Annotated in this window: 17 protein-coding genes; 6 read left to right on the top strand and 11 right to left on the bottom strand. The window is 58.5% G+C overall.

The window, feature by feature from the left end:
* Positions 1–12: 12 nt before the first annotated feature.
* Together P3T18_RS05555 and P3T18_RS05550 are read right to left on the bottom strand one after the other, a co-directional pair.
* A complete protein-coding gene (locus P3T18_RS05555) occupies positions 13–1,533 on the bottom strand; it encodes an amino acid permease (RefSeq protein ID WP_429298898.1) in 1,521 nt (506 codons plus the stop codon).
* 27 nt (positions 1,534–1,560) lie between these two features.
* Positions 1,561–2,946, bottom strand: coding sequence for a glutamate decarboxylase (locus P3T18_RS05550; RefSeq protein ID WP_429298897.1), 1,386 nt, complete (start codon positions 2,944–2,946; stop codon positions 1,561–1,563).
* A gap of 298 nt (positions 2,947–3,244) precedes the next feature.
* Here P3T18_RS05550 and P3T18_RS05545 point away from each other — a divergent pair, with 298 nt between their 5' ends.
* Positions 3,245–3,517: a hypothetical protein gene (locus tag P3T18_RS05545; RefSeq protein WP_429298896.1), complete on the top strand. Its 273-nt coding sequence runs from the start codon at positions 3,245–3,247 to the stop codon at positions 3,515–3,517.
* Positions 3,518–3,576: 59 nt separating this feature from the next.
* Positions 3,577–4,101: a universal stress protein gene (locus P3T18_RS05540; RefSeq protein WP_429298895.1), complete on the top strand. Its 525-nt coding sequence runs from the start codon at positions 3,577–3,579 to the stop codon at positions 4,099–4,101.
* Between the two features lie 25 nt (positions 4,102–4,126).
* Here P3T18_RS05540 and P3T18_RS05535 read toward each other — a convergent pair whose 3' ends face one another.
* The 7 genes from P3T18_RS05535 to P3T18_RS05505 all read right to left on the bottom strand — a co-directional run bounded on the left by P3T18_RS05535 (position 4,127) and on the right by P3T18_RS05505 (position 10,631).
* Positions 4,127–5,164, bottom strand: coding sequence for a zinc-dependent alcohol dehydrogenase family protein (locus P3T18_RS05535; protein WP_429298894.1), 1,038 nt, complete (start codon positions 5,162–5,164; stop codon positions 4,127–4,129).
* A 165-nt stretch (positions 5,165–5,329) separates the two neighbouring features.
* Positions 5,330–5,569 (bottom strand): hypothetical protein, encoded by a 240-nt coding sequence (locus P3T18_RS05530; RefSeq protein WP_429298893.1) that lies wholly within the window; start codon positions 5,567–5,569, stop codon positions 5,330–5,332.
* Between the two features lie 255 nt (positions 5,570–5,824).
* Positions 5,825–6,424 carry an acetate uptake transporter gene (locus P3T18_RS05525; protein ID WP_429298892.1) on the bottom strand — a complete coding sequence of 200 codons (600 nt, stop codon included), beginning with the start codon at positions 6,422–6,424 and terminating at the stop codon, positions 5,825–5,827.
* A gap of 54 nt (positions 6,425–6,478) precedes the next feature.
* Complete coding sequence (gene acs / locus P3T18_RS05520) at positions 6,479–8,452, bottom strand: acetate--CoA ligase (protein WP_429298891.1); 1,974 nt, start codon at positions 8,450–8,452, stop codon at positions 6,479–6,481.
* Between the two features lie 1,216 nt (positions 8,453–9,668).
* Complete coding sequence (locus tag P3T18_RS05515; RefSeq protein WP_429298890.1) at positions 9,669–10,088, bottom strand: hypothetical protein; 420 nt, start codon at positions 10,086–10,088, stop codon at positions 9,669–9,671.
* Between the two features lie 46 nt (positions 10,089–10,134).
* Entirely contained in the window at positions 10,135–10,410 is a 276-nt protein-coding gene (locus P3T18_RS05510) for a hypothetical protein (RefSeq protein ID WP_429298889.1), read from the bottom strand.
* Positions 10,407–10,631 (bottom strand): hypothetical protein, encoded by a 225-nt coding sequence (locus P3T18_RS05505; RefSeq protein WP_429298888.1) that lies wholly within the window; start codon positions 10,629–10,631, stop codon positions 10,407–10,409. The genes P3T18_RS05510 and P3T18_RS05505 overlap by 4 nt, the downstream gene beginning before the upstream one ends.
* A gap of 531 nt (positions 10,632–11,162) precedes the next feature.
* Between P3T18_RS05505 and P3T18_RS05500 the strand changes: the two genes are divergently transcribed.
* The 3 genes from P3T18_RS05500 to P3T18_RS05490 all read left to right on the top strand — a co-directional run bounded on the left by P3T18_RS05500 (position 11,163) and on the right by P3T18_RS05490 (position 14,216).
* Positions 11,163–12,032: a fumarylacetoacetate hydrolase family protein gene (locus P3T18_RS05500; protein ID WP_429298887.1), complete on the top strand. Its 870-nt coding sequence runs from the start codon at positions 11,163–11,165 to the stop codon at positions 12,030–12,032.
* A gap of 248 nt (positions 12,033–12,280) precedes the next feature.
* Positions 12,281–12,865: a winged helix-turn-helix domain-containing protein gene (locus P3T18_RS05495; RefSeq protein WP_429298886.1), complete on the top strand. Its 585-nt coding sequence runs from the start codon at positions 12,281–12,283 to the stop codon at positions 12,863–12,865.
* 946 nt (positions 12,866–13,811) lie between these two features.
* Complete coding sequence (locus tag P3T18_RS05490) at positions 13,812–14,216, top strand: NUDIX hydrolase (RefSeq protein ID WP_429298885.1); 405 nt, start codon at positions 13,812–13,814, stop codon at positions 14,214–14,216.
* A gap of 41 nt (positions 14,217–14,257) precedes the next feature.
* Here the strand turns inward: P3T18_RS05490 and P3T18_RS05485 are convergent, their stop codons facing one another.
* Positions 14,258–14,542 (bottom strand): hypothetical protein, encoded by a 285-nt coding sequence (locus P3T18_RS05485; RefSeq protein ID WP_429298884.1) that lies wholly within the window; start codon positions 14,540–14,542, stop codon positions 14,258–14,260.
* Between the two features lie 362 nt (positions 14,543–14,904).
* On the opposite strand from P3T18_RS05485, the gene P3T18_RS05480 reads away from it, so the two are divergent.
* Entirely contained in the window at positions 14,905–15,294 is a 390-nt protein-coding gene (locus tag P3T18_RS05480; protein ID WP_429298883.1) for a response regulator, read from the top strand.
* A gap of 849 nt (positions 15,295–16,143) precedes the next feature.
* On the opposite strand, the gene cysS is transcribed toward P3T18_RS05480, so the two are convergent.
* Positions 16,144–17,550, bottom strand: a complete 1,407-nt coding sequence (gene cysS / locus P3T18_RS05475) for a cysteine--tRNA ligase (RefSeq protein ID WP_429298882.1) — start codon at positions 17,548–17,550, stop codon at positions 16,144–16,146.
* Positions 17,551–18,126: the final 576 nt, after the last annotated feature.

The following is an 18,126-nucleotide window of genomic DNA, read 5'->3' as shown; positions in this document are numbered from 1 at the left end:
TCGCCCGCCCACCTATTCCAGTGGTATCGCGGCGGGACGAACCACTGGCGCGTCGTGAACAGTCGCCCAATCGCTGGTGCGCACGTGGTGAATAATCAACGGAATGCCCGCGAACACGATGATCCCGAGAACGACCAGCCCCGTGTAAAGCCCGGGCGAGCCGACCGGCAACTGGTCCGGCGGGAAGAACGACACGACGAAACTGAACAGCACCCCCGCAAAGCCAATACCGGCCGTCAGCCACATACCGGCTATGCCGCCAGGCACCGTGAACGGTCGCGGCAAAGCGGGTGCGGAATAGCGCAACCTGATCGCCGCCGCGTACATCAACATGTAGGCAATCAGGTAAAGCGAAATCGTCATCGCGGAAATCAGGAAGAACGCGACCGATACATCCCGGATCACAAAGTAGAAGCAGGAAATGACCGTAACGATCAGACCTTGCACGAGCAGAATATGAGTGGGCATACCCTTGCGATTCTTCGCCTGAAGGATCGGCGGCAACTCGCCCTCATGTGCGGTCTCGAGCAAGCCGCGCGATGGACTACCGAGCCAGGCCAGCACCCCACTGATTGCACCCACGCCGACCAGCAACGACAATACCGACACAGCCCAGCCCATGTGCCAGATGTCCGCAAGCACGGCACCGAATGCGTCGAACACGCCGGATTGCAGCGAGATCTTTTCGTACGGCAAGATTGCCGCGATCGGCAAAGCGCCCAGAGCGAAGATCAGCACCGAAATCAGCGCGCCCAGTCCGATGGCCGTCGGATAGCCGCGACTCGGGCTGCGCATGTCGATCACATGAACCGCTTGCACCTCGACACCGGCGAACAGCAAGACGATGCCGGCAAGAAACGAGATCGTGCCAAAGCCGTGAATCGCGGGCCAGAAGCGGGCATGGCCATCCTGAGACAGTGCTGCATCGTTCAGGTGTTGCCAGCCGAGCGGGTGGCCACTCCCGATCCAGTAGCCGAGTAGCGCGAGCAGCACGATGCCCGGCACGATGGTGCCGATCACGAAGGTCCAGTTGGCAATCTTCGCGAAGACTTCCACGCCTTGCAGTACGACCCACGTCGCGAGCCAGTATGCAACGATGCAGAAAATCCCGACGTAGACACCGTTCTTCGCCAGCTCCGGTCGGCCGATCGTGTACGCGAGCGCCGCCGCGCCGAAGGTCAGCGCGACCGGAAACCATACGACGTTCTGAATCCACTGAAGCCAGATCGCGAGAAAGCCCCAACGTGTGCCGAATGCTTCCGCAACCCACGTGTAAATCCCGCCGCGCCGGTCCGCAAACGCGCCGCCCAGTTCAGCCGAAATCAGCGACGCGGGGACCAGATAGAAAACGACGGTAAAGGCGAGATAAACGAACATCGTCATCTCCTCCTTCGCGAGCAACGGAAGACCACGCAAGCTGGTGACAACTGCGGCGGCCGTCATCAGGCCGATAGACGTGACGCTCAGGTATTTGCCGCGCTTCGCGGCATTCGCCGCGGGCAGCGATGCCGCGGTGGTAACGGTGTTATCCATTTCATGCGCTCCTGTGAAGAGGCGACATCAATCGTGATGGAAGGTAGGGCCGGCGGTCGAATGCGGCACCGGATTCTTCGTCAGATGCGCGACGGCGTGCCGGATGTCCGTGAGCAGCATCGCCGCCATGTCGCGGGTCACGCCTCGCCGGATCAACACGCGTTGCACGATGGTCTCCTCGCGTCCTGCTGGCAACTCGTACGAGGCGATCTGCCAACCGCGCATGCGTGCCTGGTCGGACAGATCGAATAGCGTGAAGCCCGCTGTTTCTGGATGCTTCAGTTTGTAGCAGACAGCCGGCAACGCGCCGCGTCCGTCGTAAATCATCTCTAGTGCGTCGATCTTCGCCAGCCCGTCGGCCAGCGCTTGCGCGGTGTCGGCACACTCCTGCTGGATACGTCGATAGCCTTCACGGCCAAGGCGCAGCAGCATGTAGTACTGCGCGATGATCTGTCCGGCCGGCCGGGAGAAATTCAGTGCGAACGTCGGCATGTCGCCACCCAGATAGTCGACGCGGAAGATCAGTTCGTCGGGCAGGTCTTGTGTGCTGCGCCAGACTACCCAACCGACCCCGAGCGGCGCGAGCCCGTATTTATGACCCGACGCATTGATCGATTTGACGCGCGGCACGCTGAAGTCCCATTCGAGGTCAGGCTGAATGAACGGTGCGACGAAGCCGCCGCTGGCAGCATCGACGTGAATCGGGATATCGAGCCCGACGTTGGCTTGCAAGGCGTCTAGCGCGCCCGCCAGCGCCTTCACCGGTTCATAGACGCAGGTGAACGTGATACCGAGTGTGGCCACGACGCCAATTGTGTTCTCGTCGCAATACTGGGCCAGATCTTCCGGCCGTAGTCCGGTCGCGTCGCCGCTGAGCGGCACCTGCCGCATCTCAACGTCGAAGTACCTCGCGAATTTCGCCCAGCACACCTGCACCGGTCCGCAGACGAAGTTCGGCTTGTCAGTCGGCTTGCCTTGCGCTTGCCTGCGCTTTTTCCACTGCCACTTCAGCGCGAGACCACCGAGCATGCAGGCCTCGCTCGAACCCGTCGTCGAACAACCAGTGGTCTTCCACGACTTCGTGGCATGCCACAGATCGGCGAGCATATGCACGCACCGCATCTCTATCTCGGCGGTTTGCGGATATTCGTCCTTGTCGATCATGTTCTTATCGATCGACAGATCCATCAGGCGCCGAACTTCGTCGTCGGCGTAAGTGGTGCAAAACGTCGCGACGTTCTGCCGTGAGTTGCCGTCCATGAATAATTCGTCGCGCACCAGATCGAATACGGCGCGGCGGTCGGACGATGTCTCCGGAATCCGGTACTTCGGGAGCGAAGAGCCGGAGATCGTCGCGGCGTATTCATCAGCGACGGCGTCGGGCGTGGATGGCGGAGACTTGAGAAAGGTCATGACGTGACACTCCAGACTTGAAATGAGCGCGACAGGTACATAGCCGAGTACCTGAGCGAATGGATTGGCGATATTCGGCAGACGGAGGAGCTTCCCTATTCACGGTGCGCGCAGGACCGGTCGAAGTCGGTACGGTGCCGTACCGCACTGCGGTATTCCAGGCGATCCGTTCGTTGCATTACGCCGTCATTGAGCGCAAGGTAGTGCTATTCACTGTGCTATTTCCGATTGTCTGTTACGCCGTCGATATCCGGGCGGAGCCCAGCGGAATAAACCGTTCGTCAAGGAGCCCGTCATCATGATCATCCCCACTGCGACATACAACGGACACGAGTTACGTGCCTACGCGAGCCAGCAGTTCCCGCCTTTCGACGACCCGTATGCCACGGGCGCGCGGCGCTTTTCCTCGGTGGTGCGAATCGACACGATCCCGTCGAACGACGCGGGTGCACGACGCTACTCGACGGTCTTCGACGCAGCGAGCCCCGCCACGTTCAACGACGCGATCGACCTTGCCATGCAGTTCGGCAAGGACATCGTGGACGGCAAGGTTCAGGCTGCGGCGCTGTGAGCGCAAGCATTCCAATCCCGCGGCGGCGGCGCCGTCCGAAAGAACTCTTCGAGGCCAACATGTATAAACGTATTCTGGTAGCGATCGACGGCAGCGAGACGTCTGAACACGCGTTCGACAGTGCTCTGCAACTCGCACACGACAATGACGCGCAGTTGCAGCCGCTCTATGTCGTCGACAACCCATTGATGGCGTACGACGCCTCCGGCTACGATCCGACGATCCTGCGTGACGCGTTCGTAGAAGAAGGCCAGCGTTTGCTGGCGAACGCACTGGCACGGATGAAGCACGAGAACGTGGCAGGCGTGCCGCGGATCGTCGACGTCGCACCGATCGGCGAGGACATTTCCGAGCGTATCCGCATTTCGGCCAACGAATTCAACGCAGACCTGCTGGTGCTCGGCACACACGGGCGACGGGGTTTCAAGCGTCTGTTTCTCGGCAGCGTGGCCGAACGTGTCGTGCGCAGCGCAAGCCTCCCAGTGTTGCTGGTGCCGAGCCGGCAAGCGCAAACCAGTGTCGTGGACGCCGCCAGACACGGACATGCCGACGTCGCCGCGGCAGTGTACGAACTGCCCCGCTAACCGGCGTCCCATGCATCGCTGCAAGCTAGGCCGCGATGATCACCTTGAGCGCGCGCGTGTCGGCCGCGCGCGCAAAGGTGTCGTACGCATCGAGGATCTGCGCGAATGTAAAGCGATGGGTAATCAGAAGCGTGGGATCAAGCTTGCGGGAGCGCAACGTTTCCAGCAGCATAGTCGTGCTCACGGTATCGACCAGTCGCGTGGTGATCGTGATATTCCGGTCCCAAAGGTGTTCCAGATGCAGATCTACCTTCATGCCATGCACGCCGACGTTTGCAATCGTCCCGCCCGGCGCGATGATCGCCTCGCACAATTCAAAAGTTGCAGGTATGCCGACCGCTTCGATGGCAGTATCCACACCACGTCCAGAGGTGAATTTCATGATCGCCTTCGCTGCATTGCCATCCGCGCTGTTGATCACCGCGGTCGCACCGAAACGCTTCGCGGTCTCCAGCCGGTTGTCGTCCAGATCGACCATGATGATTTCAGCGGGAGAGTAGAAGCGCGCCGTGAGCAATGCCGCTAGACCGATTGGCCCGCTTCCGACAATGGCCACAGTACTGCCGGGCCGCACTTTCCCATTGAGCACACCGCACTCGAAGCCCGTCGGCAGGATATCGCTCAGCATCACTAGTGCTTCTTCGTCAGCATCGTCCGGAATCCTGTAGAGACTGGTATCCGCGTGCGGAATTCGCACGAACTCGGCCTGCGTACCGTCGATCCTGTTGCCAAGAATCCAGCCGCCGCTTACGCAATGGGAATACATCTGCTTGCGGCAATACTCGCACTTTCCACACGAGCTGATGCAGGAGATGAGGACGCGCTCCCCCGGCTTGAACGCAGTAACACCTGAACCGACCTGAACGATCACGCCGGTGCCTTCATGGCCCAGCACGCGCCCAGGCTGGCAAGTCGCGACGTCGCCTTTGAGAATATGCAGGTCTGTGCCGCAAATCGTGGTCTTTGTGACCTTGACGATGGCGTCGGTGGGCGCCTCGATCTCCGGCTTGGGCCGTTCTTCGACGGCCTTCTTGCCAGGACCAAGATAAACGAATGCTTTCATTGTCGATAGCTCCAGTTGATTTAGATCGGTGTCTGCGCAGCGACATATGTTTTTTTGGGTGGTTGAACTGACGCACGGCTTTCATCACCTGAAAACACTCTGCAGCGTCGTTGGGATGCTGAGTTCGCCTGGTGGAAGCAGCGCTCGCCGGGAAACGCTGCGCCGCTAGCCGGCGTTAATCGTGTTCGACGTCGTCAACGCAACCCACGACATGCCTGCTCTCAAGCCATCCAGCACAGCCTCCTGCGGCGTACTGAAGGTTCGGTCGTGCGTGAATTCACGCACGACAACCCCGGCTGGCGTGGCAATGCTCATGCCGATCAGACAGCCGAATTCAGCGCCGCTTTCGCGCGCGCTAGCCGTGACCGTCCAGCCGGCGCCGTCCACTTTTCCCGACAAGTTCATAACGTTTGGCCTCCCGCATAGGCAACACGGTTGGTGTCCGACGCCCGCGATTCACGAACGGATGGCCAGAATTTCTCAAGCACCATTTGCCATCGGCGCACCTGCGGTACGCTTCAGTGCTGCTCAGACCGTCATTGATTGCTACATCCGGCTGGCTTGCCGCTTTAATGATCGGCCCAGGTGCTACTACATCCGTCACGCTCACGCCCACTTTCACGGCCCGAAACAATCCGCTGTCGGCGCCCCTTGCGACGATCAGAGCGCCACAGCATGCCGGCTAAGTATCCGTGGATCGCCGACCGGGAGAACGACCCGTCCATGCACTTCGTTGATTACATCGGCTGCGGACAGATAGAACGCGAGCGCTGCGGTGACGAGCCCCATATAGCCGCCTGCCATCCGCACCAGACCTGAACCCGTCCACTCTCCTCCAGCCAGCAACCCCAAGGTGATCCATAGCGCCAGAAAAATGAACTGCAGCGCGCGAGGCGAGCGAAAGGTGGCCAGCCACATGTAGAACGTGAAGACACCCCAGAGGAACAGATACCAGCCGACGAACGCGGGAGGCACCTTGTCGTGTAAAAAAAGCACGAACAGTGCAAACGACCACCAGAACGCGCCATAACTAAGAAACGCTGTCGCGCCGAAGGTATTGCCGCGCGGCAATTCCATCACCCCGGCAATGGCCTGCGCAGTTCCACCATAAGCGAGTGCACAGGCAAGCACGAGACCCATCGACTCGCCTGAAAACCAGCCGGCGTTGATCATGCTCAGCAGCCACGTCGTCAATGCAAAACCGGCGAGACCCAGTGGCGCGGGATTCGCAAGCGTGGTTCGGATCGGTGCGCTGGCCATGGCCTGCCCCTAAAAATAAAAAAACGTTCTGGCAATCTCGCGGTCTTCGAACCATCACCCGAGCTGATCGAGAATCGCCGGATTTTCCAGCGTGGATACGTCCTGCGTGATTTCTTCTCCGGCCGCCAGCGAGCGCAGCAAGCGACGCATGATCTTGCCCGAACGCGTTTTCGGCAAATTCTCGCCGAAGCGGATTTCTTTCGGCTTCGCGATCGGCCCGATCTCCTTGCCGACCCAATTGCGCAAATCGGCCGCGATCCTGGTCGCCTGATCGCCCGTTGGCCGCTCGCCCTTCAACACCACGAACGCAATGACAACTTCGCCAGTCGTCTCGTCTGCACGGCCGACGACCGCGGCTTCCGCCACCAGTGGGTGCGCGACGAGTGCCGACTCGATCTCCATCGTGCCGAGCCGGTGGCCCGATACGTTGAGCACATCGTCGATACGCCCAGTAATCGTGAAGTAGCCGGTGTCCTCGTCACGCACCGCGCCGTCGCCGGCGAGATACAACTTGCCGCCGAGTTCTTCTGGGAAGTAACTCTTCTTGTAGCGTTCCGGATCGCCCCAGACGCCGCGCAGCATCGACGGCCATGGCCGTTTGATGACAAGAATGCCGCCCTGTCCGTTCGGCACGTCCTGCCCGGTTTCGTCGACGACCGCGGCCATGATGCCCGGTAGCGGCAGCGTGCACGAGCCCGGTACCAATGGCGTCGCGCCAGGCATTGGTGCAATCATGTGACCACCCGTTTCCGTTTGCCACCAGGTGTCGATAACAGGGCAGTGGCTATGGCCGACGTGTTCGTAGAACCACGTCCATGCGGCGGGGTTAATCGGTTCGCCGACTGTGCCGAGCAGACGCAAACTCGACAGGTCGTAACGGTTCGGATGAACTTTGGGATCGGACTCGGCCAGCTTGATAAGCGAACGGATCGCGGTCGGCGCGGTGTAGAACACCGTCACTCGGTGCTTCGCGATCATCTCCCAGAAACGGCCTGCATTCGGGTACGTCGGCACGCCTTCGAACACGACCTGGGTCGCGCCGATCGCCGTCGGACCGTAGGCAATATAGCTGTGGCCGGTAATCCAGCCGATGTCGGCGGTACACCAGAAAACGTCGCTGCGCTTAGCGTCGAAGGTCCACTTCATGGTCTGCGCGGCCCACATCAGGAAACCGCCCGTACTATGTTGCACGCCCTTCGGCACCCCCGTAGAACCGGACGTATAGAGAATGAAGAGCGGATGTTCCGCAGCCACCCATTCCGGTTCACACGTGGGTGCTTCGGCTTGCGTGAGCTCGTGCATCCACAGGTCGCGTCCCTCGTGCCACGCCACCTTGCCGCCCGTGCGTCGATAGACGATGACACTCTTCACTGCTGCGCAACCACCCATCGCGAGGGCCTCGTCCGCGATACTCTTCAACGGAAGCGCTTTGCCGCCGCGCATCTGTTCGTCACAGGTGATCAGCGCGATCGCGCCTACGTTGACAATCCGCTCATTGAGCGACTTCGACGAAAAGCCGCCGAACACGACGGTATGCGTCGCGCCGATGCGCGCGCACGCCTGCATCGCCACGATGCCTTCAATCGACATCGGCATGTAGATCACGACGCGGTCGCCCTTCTTCACACCGCGGGTTCGCAAGGCATTGGCGAAGCGACTGACCCGTTCGAGCAATTGCCGGTAGGTCACGTGCGTGACAGTGCCGTCGTCCGCTTCGAAGATCACCGCGATATGGTCGCCGTTACCGGCTTCGACGTGGCGGTCGAGGCAGTTGTACGACGCATTGAGGGCGCCGTCGTTGAACCATTCATAGAACGGCGCGCGCGATTCATCCAGAACCGTCGAGAACGGCTTTTTCCAATCGAGCGTCTCGCGCGCCAGGCGCGCCCAGAATCCGGCGTAATCGCGTTCAGCCTCGGCGACCAACGCGCGGTAGGCATCCATGCCGGAGATCGCCGCATAAGCCGCTACACTCGCGTGCGGAAGGAAGGCCTGCGGCTCCTCCAGAATCGAATCGGTGGTTGACATTGTGTCTCCCTTGCACGCTTTCATGCGCGCTTGACAGGTGCTTCCCAGTTACTGACGGAGCCCCTGCTGCGCCGTGCGTGACGATGCGATCCGCGGAATCGGTCCAGTGACAAAAGATAAAGGGCTTGCATTAACGATGCTCGCGCAACGGCGGGAAGTCGGTACGGTGGCGTACCGGCGGGAAACCGCGATGGGTATACAGTCAGCAGGCGGGTCGCGCTCAGCGCCCCCTTCTTCTGGAACCGTCATGCAATCGCAACTCAGAGTTGCACCACGTACGACTGGCAAAGTGAGCGAGTATGCTCTGTCGCGCGAGGCTCAAGCACTCGTGCTAAAACAGGCGGATAGTGCACGGGCGGAATCACGACGCGCCAATGACGCGCGCATTGATCCCCATGCAAGCAAGTGGCGCTATTCAGCGACATTCGTGAAGGATTGATGCATCGATTCCGGAGTTATATATCTCAGACGGTTTAGACATCGTACATGGGAGGAATGTGTCGCATCATCAGTTTGAAAAAGATCTCACCCATCTCGAACGCATAGTCCCCCAACTCGTTGTGGACAGCGCGTTAGGACTGGTCTATTGGCACCGACGTATTGCAGTGCTGAGAACGAAGCAGGCCTTGCTTCCAGATGGTGCCCGGCGCGTGATGCGTCTGATATTGATGCTTGACCAGATCGAAAATAGTTCGACTTGCACGTAGGGGCAGTGTGAGCCGCTTCGCGCCGAACGCGTATTCACGACAATTACATTTTCTAGTCGGACCATGCTCAAACGAAAGGACAACCCGACTATTCTCCGTCTCCTAGCCCATGAATGTCACATCCCGGCCCGCAAATCGGACGGCGCGCGCAGCCGGGGCCAGCGGAATGTTCGGTGTAGTTCACAGCCAGGCCGCTTGTCGCCGGAACGGTGCCAATGGACTTCGAAGCAGTCTTTCACAGAAACCGCTTCAAGGTCTCAATATGGCCAGGTACGCGTTCGCTAACCTTGCAACCCGACGCTGGAAGTCCCTCATGTGTCGACGGTAGGAAAACGACATGGAGTTGTCTCACCCAATTCGAAGTCTGAACGTCCGCAACGGCCAACGGCGCGACGTACATCATCGGTGGTCGAAGGGCCGTTGACGGAGCGAGGCGGCCGCACGAATGTCCAAACGGCGGTGGCATCGGGTGTCGCTTCATGGCCGATCGGAGCCGATAACTTCGGCGACTACGCGTGAGGGCGACCAACTCTCCGAACATCCAACGGACCGAGCAGATAATTCGCGCATACGTCGAAGACACCCCGGACAATCGGATTCCGATAATCCAAACGCCGACTATCGGCAAACATGGCGGTTAGGGAAGCCAAGTCCTTCATCATCGGGATCGCCAACATCTCGAACGCTACTTTAGACGAGTCCTGGCCCAATCGAAGACGCTCGGCTACGTCACAGTTTCCGCCGTTCGCCTTCAGCCATATGTTTTCGGATTCCCCCAAGTGTTCAGGCGTTAGCCATTCGCCTGATCGGGCCCGGGCAACAAGCTGGGAGACAACCAGATAGGTCAGCAGTTCGCCGCGCGCTTCTTCGTGGATTTTGTACAGCAGTTCACCGATATGCTCAGGTCGCGGCACTCGGGCAAGGGCCATCGACGCAAATAGCCTCCAAGGCTTGGCCCAATACCATCCATGTCGATCAATATTCGTCCGGAAACAGCAGTGTCGTCATGCTGCGATCTGCTTCCGTGATAATCCCGACGCGTTTGCCCGCAATGTCATAGCTCGAAAGGATGCGCGCACCATACTCGATCGCAAACCGGTTCGCCGCTGCATCCTCGGTTGACACCATCCCCCAGTCGCCGCAGGCGTGACGCCTCAGATATGAAAAGGCCGCGATGCGGTGATATTCAAGATGCGCGAAAACGCCGCGCGTCGCAACAATCTCGCCGATATGAAATAGTGGCTGCATCATTCTCCGGCCCCGCCATACAGGGCCCACGCCGACTCGATCAGCGCTGACGATGCCCCGCCAGATTCATATCCCGGCACATCCTCAAGAAACAACAGCAGCTTGTCGTTAAACTGTTCGCGAGAAATGTTGCTTCCAAAAACGTCGCGAATGGCAGCGGCCAGATCGTGAATCTGACCGGCGCTAAGGGGCAGGAAATCGCCGTGGGGTTGGATATCGTTCATGCGAAGACTATCCCTGCTGTGCCGCGCTTTGGGCAACTGGTCGGAGGCTATTCGCTTCGGCGGACAAGTTGTCCTGATTCGCCCCAAAACCACCGGTCGTCGTTGCGTAGTTGCGATGAACGCTCCTACCATAAACCGGCCTTGCCTTAAAGCCATCGCAAGGCGCTCTGCGTAATCTAAAGGCGCGATTAGCCGTCGCTACGGACTTCAACAATCGATGCAATAGTCTCCCAAAGTGTCAGGTGACCGAGATGCGGCGAACATAGGCATCAAGCGTCCGTCCCGCGACGGTCTCGGTGCCGCCGCTTTATTGGCTGATTACGCGAATACATTGGCCTTTTCGTATTACCGCGATTGATGACTGCGCGGTAACCTTGATGCATCAGACATCGCCCTTGGCTCGTGTAGTAGCGACCAGCGGAGCAGCTGCCAAGATAATCATCATTATTTCGCGGTCGCGGGTTGCACGATAGCAACCGCACTTTCATGCGTCGGCTTCGCATGCAACGCTTCGACTCCAGGAGGCCCACTATGCGCTTCATCAGTTATCGTCGCGACAACACCTCGGGCATTGCCGTCGGTCTCGTAGACGGCACTTACCGTGGTCTGGATCAGACAGACGACGGTTTTCCTGGCAGACTCAGCCAGCTTCTGCGTGCCGGGTCGGATGCGCTGAGCGAAGCGGCTCGCTCTCTCGCCAGCAGTGGCAGGATCGTTGATCCTGCCCGACACACTGTGATGCCGCCGATTACTGCTCCCGGCAAGATCGTCCGCGTGAGTCCAAGCTATCCAGACCAGTCACGCGAAGCAGGCTGCGAAAAACCCGCCTGCGCAAAACTTTCCATATTGTCCTGCCTCAATCTGATCGGCCCGAATACGCCACTGCGGCCCGCGCGCGGGAACGCGCGTGTCGGCTATGAAGGTGAACTCGTCGTAGTCATGGGCCGTGCGGGCAAGTGCATCGCTAGCAACTTCGCGCTCTCCTACGTTGCTGGATATACCATTTTCGGCAACCTAGGCCTACGCGACAGACAGGACTCTTCCCCGGGTCAAAAAACTCCGCACCCTTTTGACGGCGATGGAGCCATGGGCCCAGCCTTAGTTACCGTCGACGAAATTCCGGATGGTGCGGCCGGATTGCGGATTCTGACCAGTATGAACGGGATGGCGCTTCATGACGTGAATACCAACGACCTTGCGTTCAACGTCCCCTCCGCCGTGTCGCTAGTCAGCACTGCAATGGTACTGGCGCCGGGAGACTTGATCGTTCTTGGCAGGGCATGTCCCTCCGTCGTGACTCGCTTACCCACTCGCGCGCCGAAGCTTGGCGACGTGTGTGAAGTGGAAATCGAACGGATCGGCATCCTTCGGAACGCGATCGGAGCGCACCAGCCCCTGTGATCACGTTAGTCATTCACGGCCGGCTTGCGCGGGTCGCAGTTGGTCAACGGCCCTAATTCGCCTACAGACGGAAGAAGGGCGATGACTCCATCAAAGTCAAAACATGGCCAGATGTTCGTGCGGAGCTGTTGCGCTATTCGCAACGTCAGATTGCGCATCACCGGTGTTTTAAGACGAGCAGAGATCCCCATCTCCGATCATATTTGAATTGGCGATTGGTGGTAATCATGAGGATAGGTCGTTTTTATATGGACGTCGAAAAACGCCGGCTGATGTTGGAGCGTGAAGACATGGAGCTCGGATCGCGGGCCTTCGATATTCTTCTTTTTATCGTGGCTGCGGGCGGCAGACTGGTCTCGCGAACTGAACTCCTATGCGCGGTCTGGAAAGGCGTCGTCGTTGACGAAAGCAATCTCGACGTACACCTATGCCGCATCCGTAAGAAGCTCGGCGCCGATCGCAAGCTGATTGTTACGGTGCCGCGGCAAGGTTACTTTTTCGCATCGTCACGAAGCGCTGTCGATGAGCTAACTCGTGCGGAACCGACTGCTCGCGAATTCTTCGCCGGCCCTGCCCCTGCCGTTCGAACCGAACTTGCGATTGCGCTTCTCCGCGCCAACCTGCGCAGCCCAGCGCGGAATTCCAGCAAAGCGATAGCAGGAACTTCGATTCAGGTCGTGACAGCACAAAGAACTCAAGCCTGGCATATGCGAATCGCCATGTTGCGAAGCGGCCGCGTGCGCGCGCGGGCGGCACGACCGGCCTCGCCCGGAGTCTCCGCCGCCAGTGCGCTTCGCTGCAGTCATGCGACTCCCGTCCGTCGGTTTCGGTAAATCCGGAACAGATGCGAGCCGGCCTCACGACAGTCGCATATCGAATCGTACGTTGGCTTTAATGCGGCCGGCAGTTGTTCAAGGTGGCGCGGCCCTGAGACGGGTCCGTGTCACGTGTGAACTACAACGGGCCAACAAGCGGTGTTTTTACGACGGGCGAGCCGTGCGCGTATGCAGTTCAGAACTGTACACACTAAATTGATGCACTAAGCTCGGTTCCGGCTTTCTTCCGAAGATCATCCCCTCTCGGCGCAAGTCGCCCTTAGCCCCAACCGACGAACTTCTCTAATCGACCCGTTGCCGCCATTCGTACCGTTCGCGCCCGACGGCGATACGCGACCCACAAGAGACAGTCAGCTGTCCGCAAAGCAAGACTCACACGTCCACTTTCAGCCGATTCAAAGACTGAGCGCGATGGATCAAATTCTTACCGCAACGTCAGGCAATGAGCGTTCAATCACGGCTCTTTCTGCGTCGCCCGGTCCGCGCTTGCCTCGCCTGACTCCTTGCATCTTTGATCCTGCGCGCGGTGGTCCGGAAAGACGCGCGCATGTACCACGGCCACCACGCCAGGTGATAGAACCACACGCACGCCGAACGATAGCCGCGGAGCCATCCCCTAGGAATGCCGGCAGGAGGAAAACTCTCCAGCGGTCGATGTCCCAGTGCCATCACGCCAATCGTCATCCAGACAACCGCCAGCACAAACGTTGGAAGGGATAACAGACAGGCCCCGACGAACAGCGCCAGCGGCAGGCAGATCGTTACGGGCGAGCGAGCTTTCATATTTTTGTCTACCCCGCGGCGTCATTTCTATTTCTTCAGCCTAGAACATTTTTGACCTGCCGCCTACGTTGCGTAGACGCAGGATATGCTGCGCTTTAAAGACGTCACTGGTTCATAATCTGGCCTTCGCCCCTGAAGCCATATCCGTTACGCAGAAGGCATGAAAGATCGGTCCACAATCGTATGCATCCAGAATGGAAAAGTGCTGCTGGTTGCTCGCGCACGCTTCCGCTGGTCGTTGCCCGGCGGCACAATCAAGGCGACTGAGTCACCATTAGATGCGGCGCGACGCGAACTGATAGAGGAAACGAACCTCGCTGTGACGGACCTGATTTATCTGTTCCGGTTTGGTGGACTTAACAAGCAGCATCACGTCTTTTCCGTCGAGCTTTCGCCAGAGGCCCTGCCCGAGCCCGGTAACGAAATCTCGCAATGTCGCTGGTTTAGCCCAACCAAGGTGGCGACCCTGTCGGCCAGCGTACCAACGCGTGCGATCGTGGATCTGTTCGTGCAGATCGGGAGTCATCGCAAGGATCAGGAAGCAGCGCATGAATCGCACGTATAAATATGAGGGCTTTACCCTCGAAGTCGGTGTCGAATCCGACTTCAGCTGGCAGCAAATCCCGGCACCTGCAAGAGGGACTGGATTTGTTGCGACGGTGAGAGTGTTTCCAGGCAGGTCAGGCGGTCGCCCTTTTTTCTCCACAAAGATTTGGTGATACCGGGGGCCGGCCGTTTGCCACAGAAGCCGACGCCCTGATGGGCGGCTACAGCGCGGCTCAAAAAATCGTTGATGATATTTTCAACAAGCCGTCTGATTAGCCCCTCTCCCAACTCCGTTGCCGTGGTCAAACGCGCACACGACAGCGCGGATCGGTTGGGTCGGTCCACAAAATTCTCTCTGGTTCTATTTTAGCAATCGTCATCGCGTGCCTGCAAAAACCTTACAACAATTTCGTCATGTAAGCAACGACCGGCGGCGTTAGTCGGCCTTCAACAGAAATTTGGTCCATCCGGGTTTGGCGGGCAAAACACCGCCACAAGAAAGCCGAGCATAGCGCGATCGTGCCAGATATTCCGACTGCTCCCCGCAGCGAAACCGGGCGCGGGTGGCCCGCATTTTCTCAAACATGATCATCTGAGGTCGGACCTGCAATATGATGGACCTCGTGACTAATGTGAAATACGGTCGCTAAGAACCTGTCGTTGCGCGGGCCAGTCACCACGGCTTCCGCACTGCGCCGACGAATGGATTGACCAACGGCCTGGGAATCAAACTCTTGATGAGTGCACGGAAAACCATTCTGCTCGTTGATGACGATCGTAGCGTCCTGACGGCCTGGATGCGTCTCCTGAAACTGTTGGGTTATCGTGTGGAAACGGCAGAAGGTGGGGCCAAGGGATTCGACGTCGCGAAACAGGTGCAACCCGATCTCATTGTTACCGATTGGTTAATGCCTGATATAAGCGGTATCGCGCTGTGCCGACGATTCAGGAGCGACGCGACTTTGGCCAAGACCCCTCTCATCCTGGCTACGTCCGAGCATCGAGTCGTGTTTGACGCACCCATCTGGGACGATCTTTGGCAAAAGCCTGTGCCCGTCGCGACGATGCGCGAGTCAATTGAGCGCCTGCTAGCGTAATGAAACGTCGGTTCTCATGGCGACACCGCCCGGGATGTTTGTGCGCGAGTAACGAACGGTCAACTAGCCGAGTCGGTAGGCGAGACCGTATGTGCGGACCAGGTGGCCGACATGCGAAACTGAAAATTGAATGCCGAGACGCCGAAAGATCACATCACGTAACTGTCTTCTGCTCCAGGTAGGTCCTGGATAGCCGTACAGGCTGGGTGAGTGTTTGATAGTGCTGACAAGCCAGCTTTGCGATGCATCATCCAGCCTTGGGGTATTTCCGTGAATTCGGAGGCGAGTCAACGCGTCAGGACCGTTCCTTTCGACAAGAACCTTGTATTTGCTCACTGTGGGAATACTTAGGTTCGTCATCCTTGAAACCTCGCTAATCCCCATTCCCTCCAGTAAAAGCCCGGCAGCAAGAGCCCTTCGCTCCGGCAGAGACAGACCTGAACTCCCACTATCCATCGGCATATCTCCAGTTGATGTTATATCGCGGCCGGGCATTTATGCACCACAAAAAGCCATTCGAGTTCGTCGAACTCTGCGCTACCGCCTCGCACAAAAACGGCGGCACGAAGTTTGATTTTAGCGTCCGACCGACCGGGCATTCAACCAGCGGCTAATGGCCGATGCCCCGATTGACATCTTTCGCGCACGACGGTCTGTTGTCTGGACGGAGCCGACGGTCGAACGACCGTATGAAAACGTGCGCGAACGTCCGTAGACGGCCGGACAGCGTCCGACGCGGACCGAGATCAATCGCCAATCGCAACAGTGATGCAAAAGGCAGAGACCGACCCTGAACGGTCAGTCGAACTCGTGCAGACCGGACACTCAGTTTGGCGCCAATTGCAATAATCACTCATGCCCAATATCTGTCGCGCCCGTAGTGATTCCGATAAGGCGTTGCCCTTCTTTGCTGTCCTCGACTCTCCAGCCTCGCGCGGTCAATGTCTTCCGTATGTCATCGGCTTTTGCCCAATCCTTTTTCGCTCTGGCCTGCTCGCGCTCGCTCAGTAAGACCTGGATGTTTTCCGGAATGTCGGACACAAGCGGTTTCCAGTCGCGTAGCCCGAGTCCTAGCACCGAGTCAAAGTTGTCCACGGTCGCTCGCAAGGTAGCCGGCGGCAGAGGGCTCTTGACTAGTTCCCAAAGCACGGCCAGCGCTCGCGGCAGATTCAGGTCCTCATCCACTTCGACGTTGAAGCGTGCGACGAAATCCGGATCGATGCGACCACCGTCCGGCCAGCCGGAATAGAGATGCCGTAGCCGGTTCAAGGCTATCTGCGCTGCATCAAGAGACGCCCAACTGAAATGCAGTTTGCTTCGGTAGTGGGCCGTCAGGCACAGGTAACGGTATGCGATTGCATCGATGTTCCGGTTCTGCAAAGTCTGCAGACGAATGAAATCGCCGCTCGACTTTGACATCTTTGTATGGGAATCGAGCGTCAGAAAGTGTCCGTGCATCCAGAAATTCGCGAGCCGAGTGCCGTGGGCCGCCTGAGTCTGCGCAATCTCGTTGCTATGATGCACGGCGATATGGTCTTCGCCACCGCAATGAAGATCGAACCAGTGACCAAGGTATTTCGCCGACATGGCCGAGCATTCGATATGCCAGCCCGGAAATCCTCGTCCCCATGGGCTATCCCATTCCATCTGGCGCGTGATGTCAGGCGGACTGAACTTCCATAACGCAAAATCCGTGATATTTTTCTTGTCGCCTACTGCGACGCGTTTGCCCGCCTGAAGGCCAGCGCGATCGAGCCGAGCCAGAAAACCGTAATCGTCCTGCTTACCTGTGTCGAAATATAGACCGTCACTGGTCCGATACACGTAACCGGCCCGCTCCAGTTCGCGGATGAACGCGATCTGTTCAGCGATGTGATCAGTCGCGCGGGACCATACCGTCGGCTCCAGCAGGTTAAGAGCGCGCCAATCGGCGACAAACGCCTCGGTGAAGCTCCGCGCAATAGCCCACGCCGATTTTCCGGCCCGACGGCTTCCTTTTTCCATCTTGTCTTCGCCTTCGTCAGCATCCGAAGTCAGATGACCGACATCGGTGATATTGACGACGTGCCTGACCTCATATCCGTTGCGTGTCAATGCGCGGCGCAGGATGTCCTCGAACACGTAGGTTCTCAGATTGCCGATATGTGCGTAGTCATAGACGGTGGGACCGCAGCAATACATGCCGACCTTACCGACGAGTATTGATGTGAACGGACGCACGGTACGCGACCAGGTGTCATACAGCGCGAGCGGCATGGAGTTTCCTGTCGAGAAAGTATTGGGACAAAACAAAAAAAGCCGCCGGTTTTGCAACGGGCGGCCAGAAGGCGATTGATTAACGTGTAGCTAGATCGCTAGACGCAACTTCCCCCCGGCATGTTTTGACAACATGCATGGACCAGCGAAGGGAGGAATGTCTTGAGACTCAGCATAGAAGCAATCCTAGCGTCTGTTGATCGGACAGGTCAATACCGTCGAATGGCCGATTGTCGAGGATCCAGCTATCATCATCGAACGTCGCTTCCTGGCCGAATTCGGAAATTCCGTTAGCCAAGCTTCAAGCCACTTCTCTGGCTTTATCGCGACAAATTCCAGACCTTTACTGGTCTATTTGAGCGCGTGCTTCGCCTGTGCCAACACGCAGAATATGCCCCTCGGGAGTGATCTGCCACGGAATGTCTGCGACGTCGGGTTGGGTCAGTCGCGGCCGGTCCACTCCCTGACCGTGTTTTGATGCCAGTTTTGGCAATGCTGCCGCCGACTGTCGCGGATGAAACCGGCCTGGTCGCGGCGATGCATGACGGGACATTGACCTCATTGATATTGTCCGCA

Origin of the sequence: Paraburkholderia sp. GAS199 (assembly GCF_050436585.1) — a bacterium.
Taxonomy (GTDB): domain Bacteria; phylum Pseudomonadota; class Gammaproteobacteria; order Burkholderiales; family Burkholderiaceae; genus Paraburkholderia.
This window is presented reverse-complemented; position numbering and strand designations above follow the sequence as displayed.

Coding starts and splice junctions, on each gene's coding strand:
- P3T18_RS05555 (WP_429298898.1), bottom strand. CDS start 1,533: ATGGATAACACCGTTACCACCGCGGCATCGCTGCCCGCGGCGAATGCC.
- P3T18_RS05550 (WP_429298897.1), bottom strand. CDS start 2,946: ATGACCTTTCTCAAGTCTCCGCCATCCACGCCCGACGCCGTCGCTGAT.
- P3T18_RS05545 (WP_429298896.1), top strand. CDS start 3,245: ATGATCATCCCCACTGCGACATACAACGGACACGAGTTACGTGCCTAC.
- P3T18_RS05540 (WP_429298895.1), top strand. CDS start 3,577: ATGTATAAACGTATTCTGGTAGCGATCGACGGCAGCGAGACGTCTGAA.
- P3T18_RS05535 (WP_429298894.1), bottom strand. CDS start 5,164: ATGAAAGCATTCGTTTATCTTGGTCCTGGCAAGAAGGCCGTCGAAGAA.
- P3T18_RS05530 (WP_429298893.1), bottom strand. CDS start 5,569: ATGAACTTGTCGGGAAAAGTGGACGGCGCCGGCTGGACGGTCACGGCT.
- P3T18_RS05525 (WP_429298892.1), bottom strand. CDS start 6,424: ATGGCCAGCGCACCGATCCGAACCACGCTTGCGAATCCCGCGCCACTG.
- acs (WP_429298891.1), bottom strand. CDS start 8,452: ATGTCAACCACCGATTCGATTCTGGAGGAGCCGCAGGCCTTCCTTCCG.
- P3T18_RS05515 (WP_429298890.1), bottom strand. CDS start 10,088: ATGGCCCTTGCCCGAGTGCCGCGACCTGAGCATATCGGTGAACTGCTG.
- P3T18_RS05510 (WP_429298889.1), bottom strand. CDS start 10,410: ATGATGCAGCCACTATTTCATATCGGCGAGATTGTTGCGACGCGCGGC.
- P3T18_RS05505 (WP_429298888.1), bottom strand. CDS start 10,631: ATGAACGATATCCAACCCCACGGCGATTTCCTGCCCCTTAGCGCCGGT.
- P3T18_RS05500 (WP_429298887.1), top strand. CDS start 11,163: ATGCGCTTCATCAGTTATCGTCGCGACAACACCTCGGGCATTGCCGTC.
- P3T18_RS05495 (WP_429298886.1), top strand. CDS start 12,281: ATGGACGTCGAAAAACGCCGGCTGATGTTGGAGCGTGAAGACATGGAG.
- P3T18_RS05490 (WP_429298885.1), top strand. CDS start 13,812: ATGAAAGATCGGTCCACAATCGTATGCATCCAGAATGGAAAAGTGCTG.
- cysS (WP_429298882.1), bottom strand. CDS start 17,550: ATGCCGCTCGCGCTGTATGACACCTGGTCGCGTACCGTGCGTCCGTTC.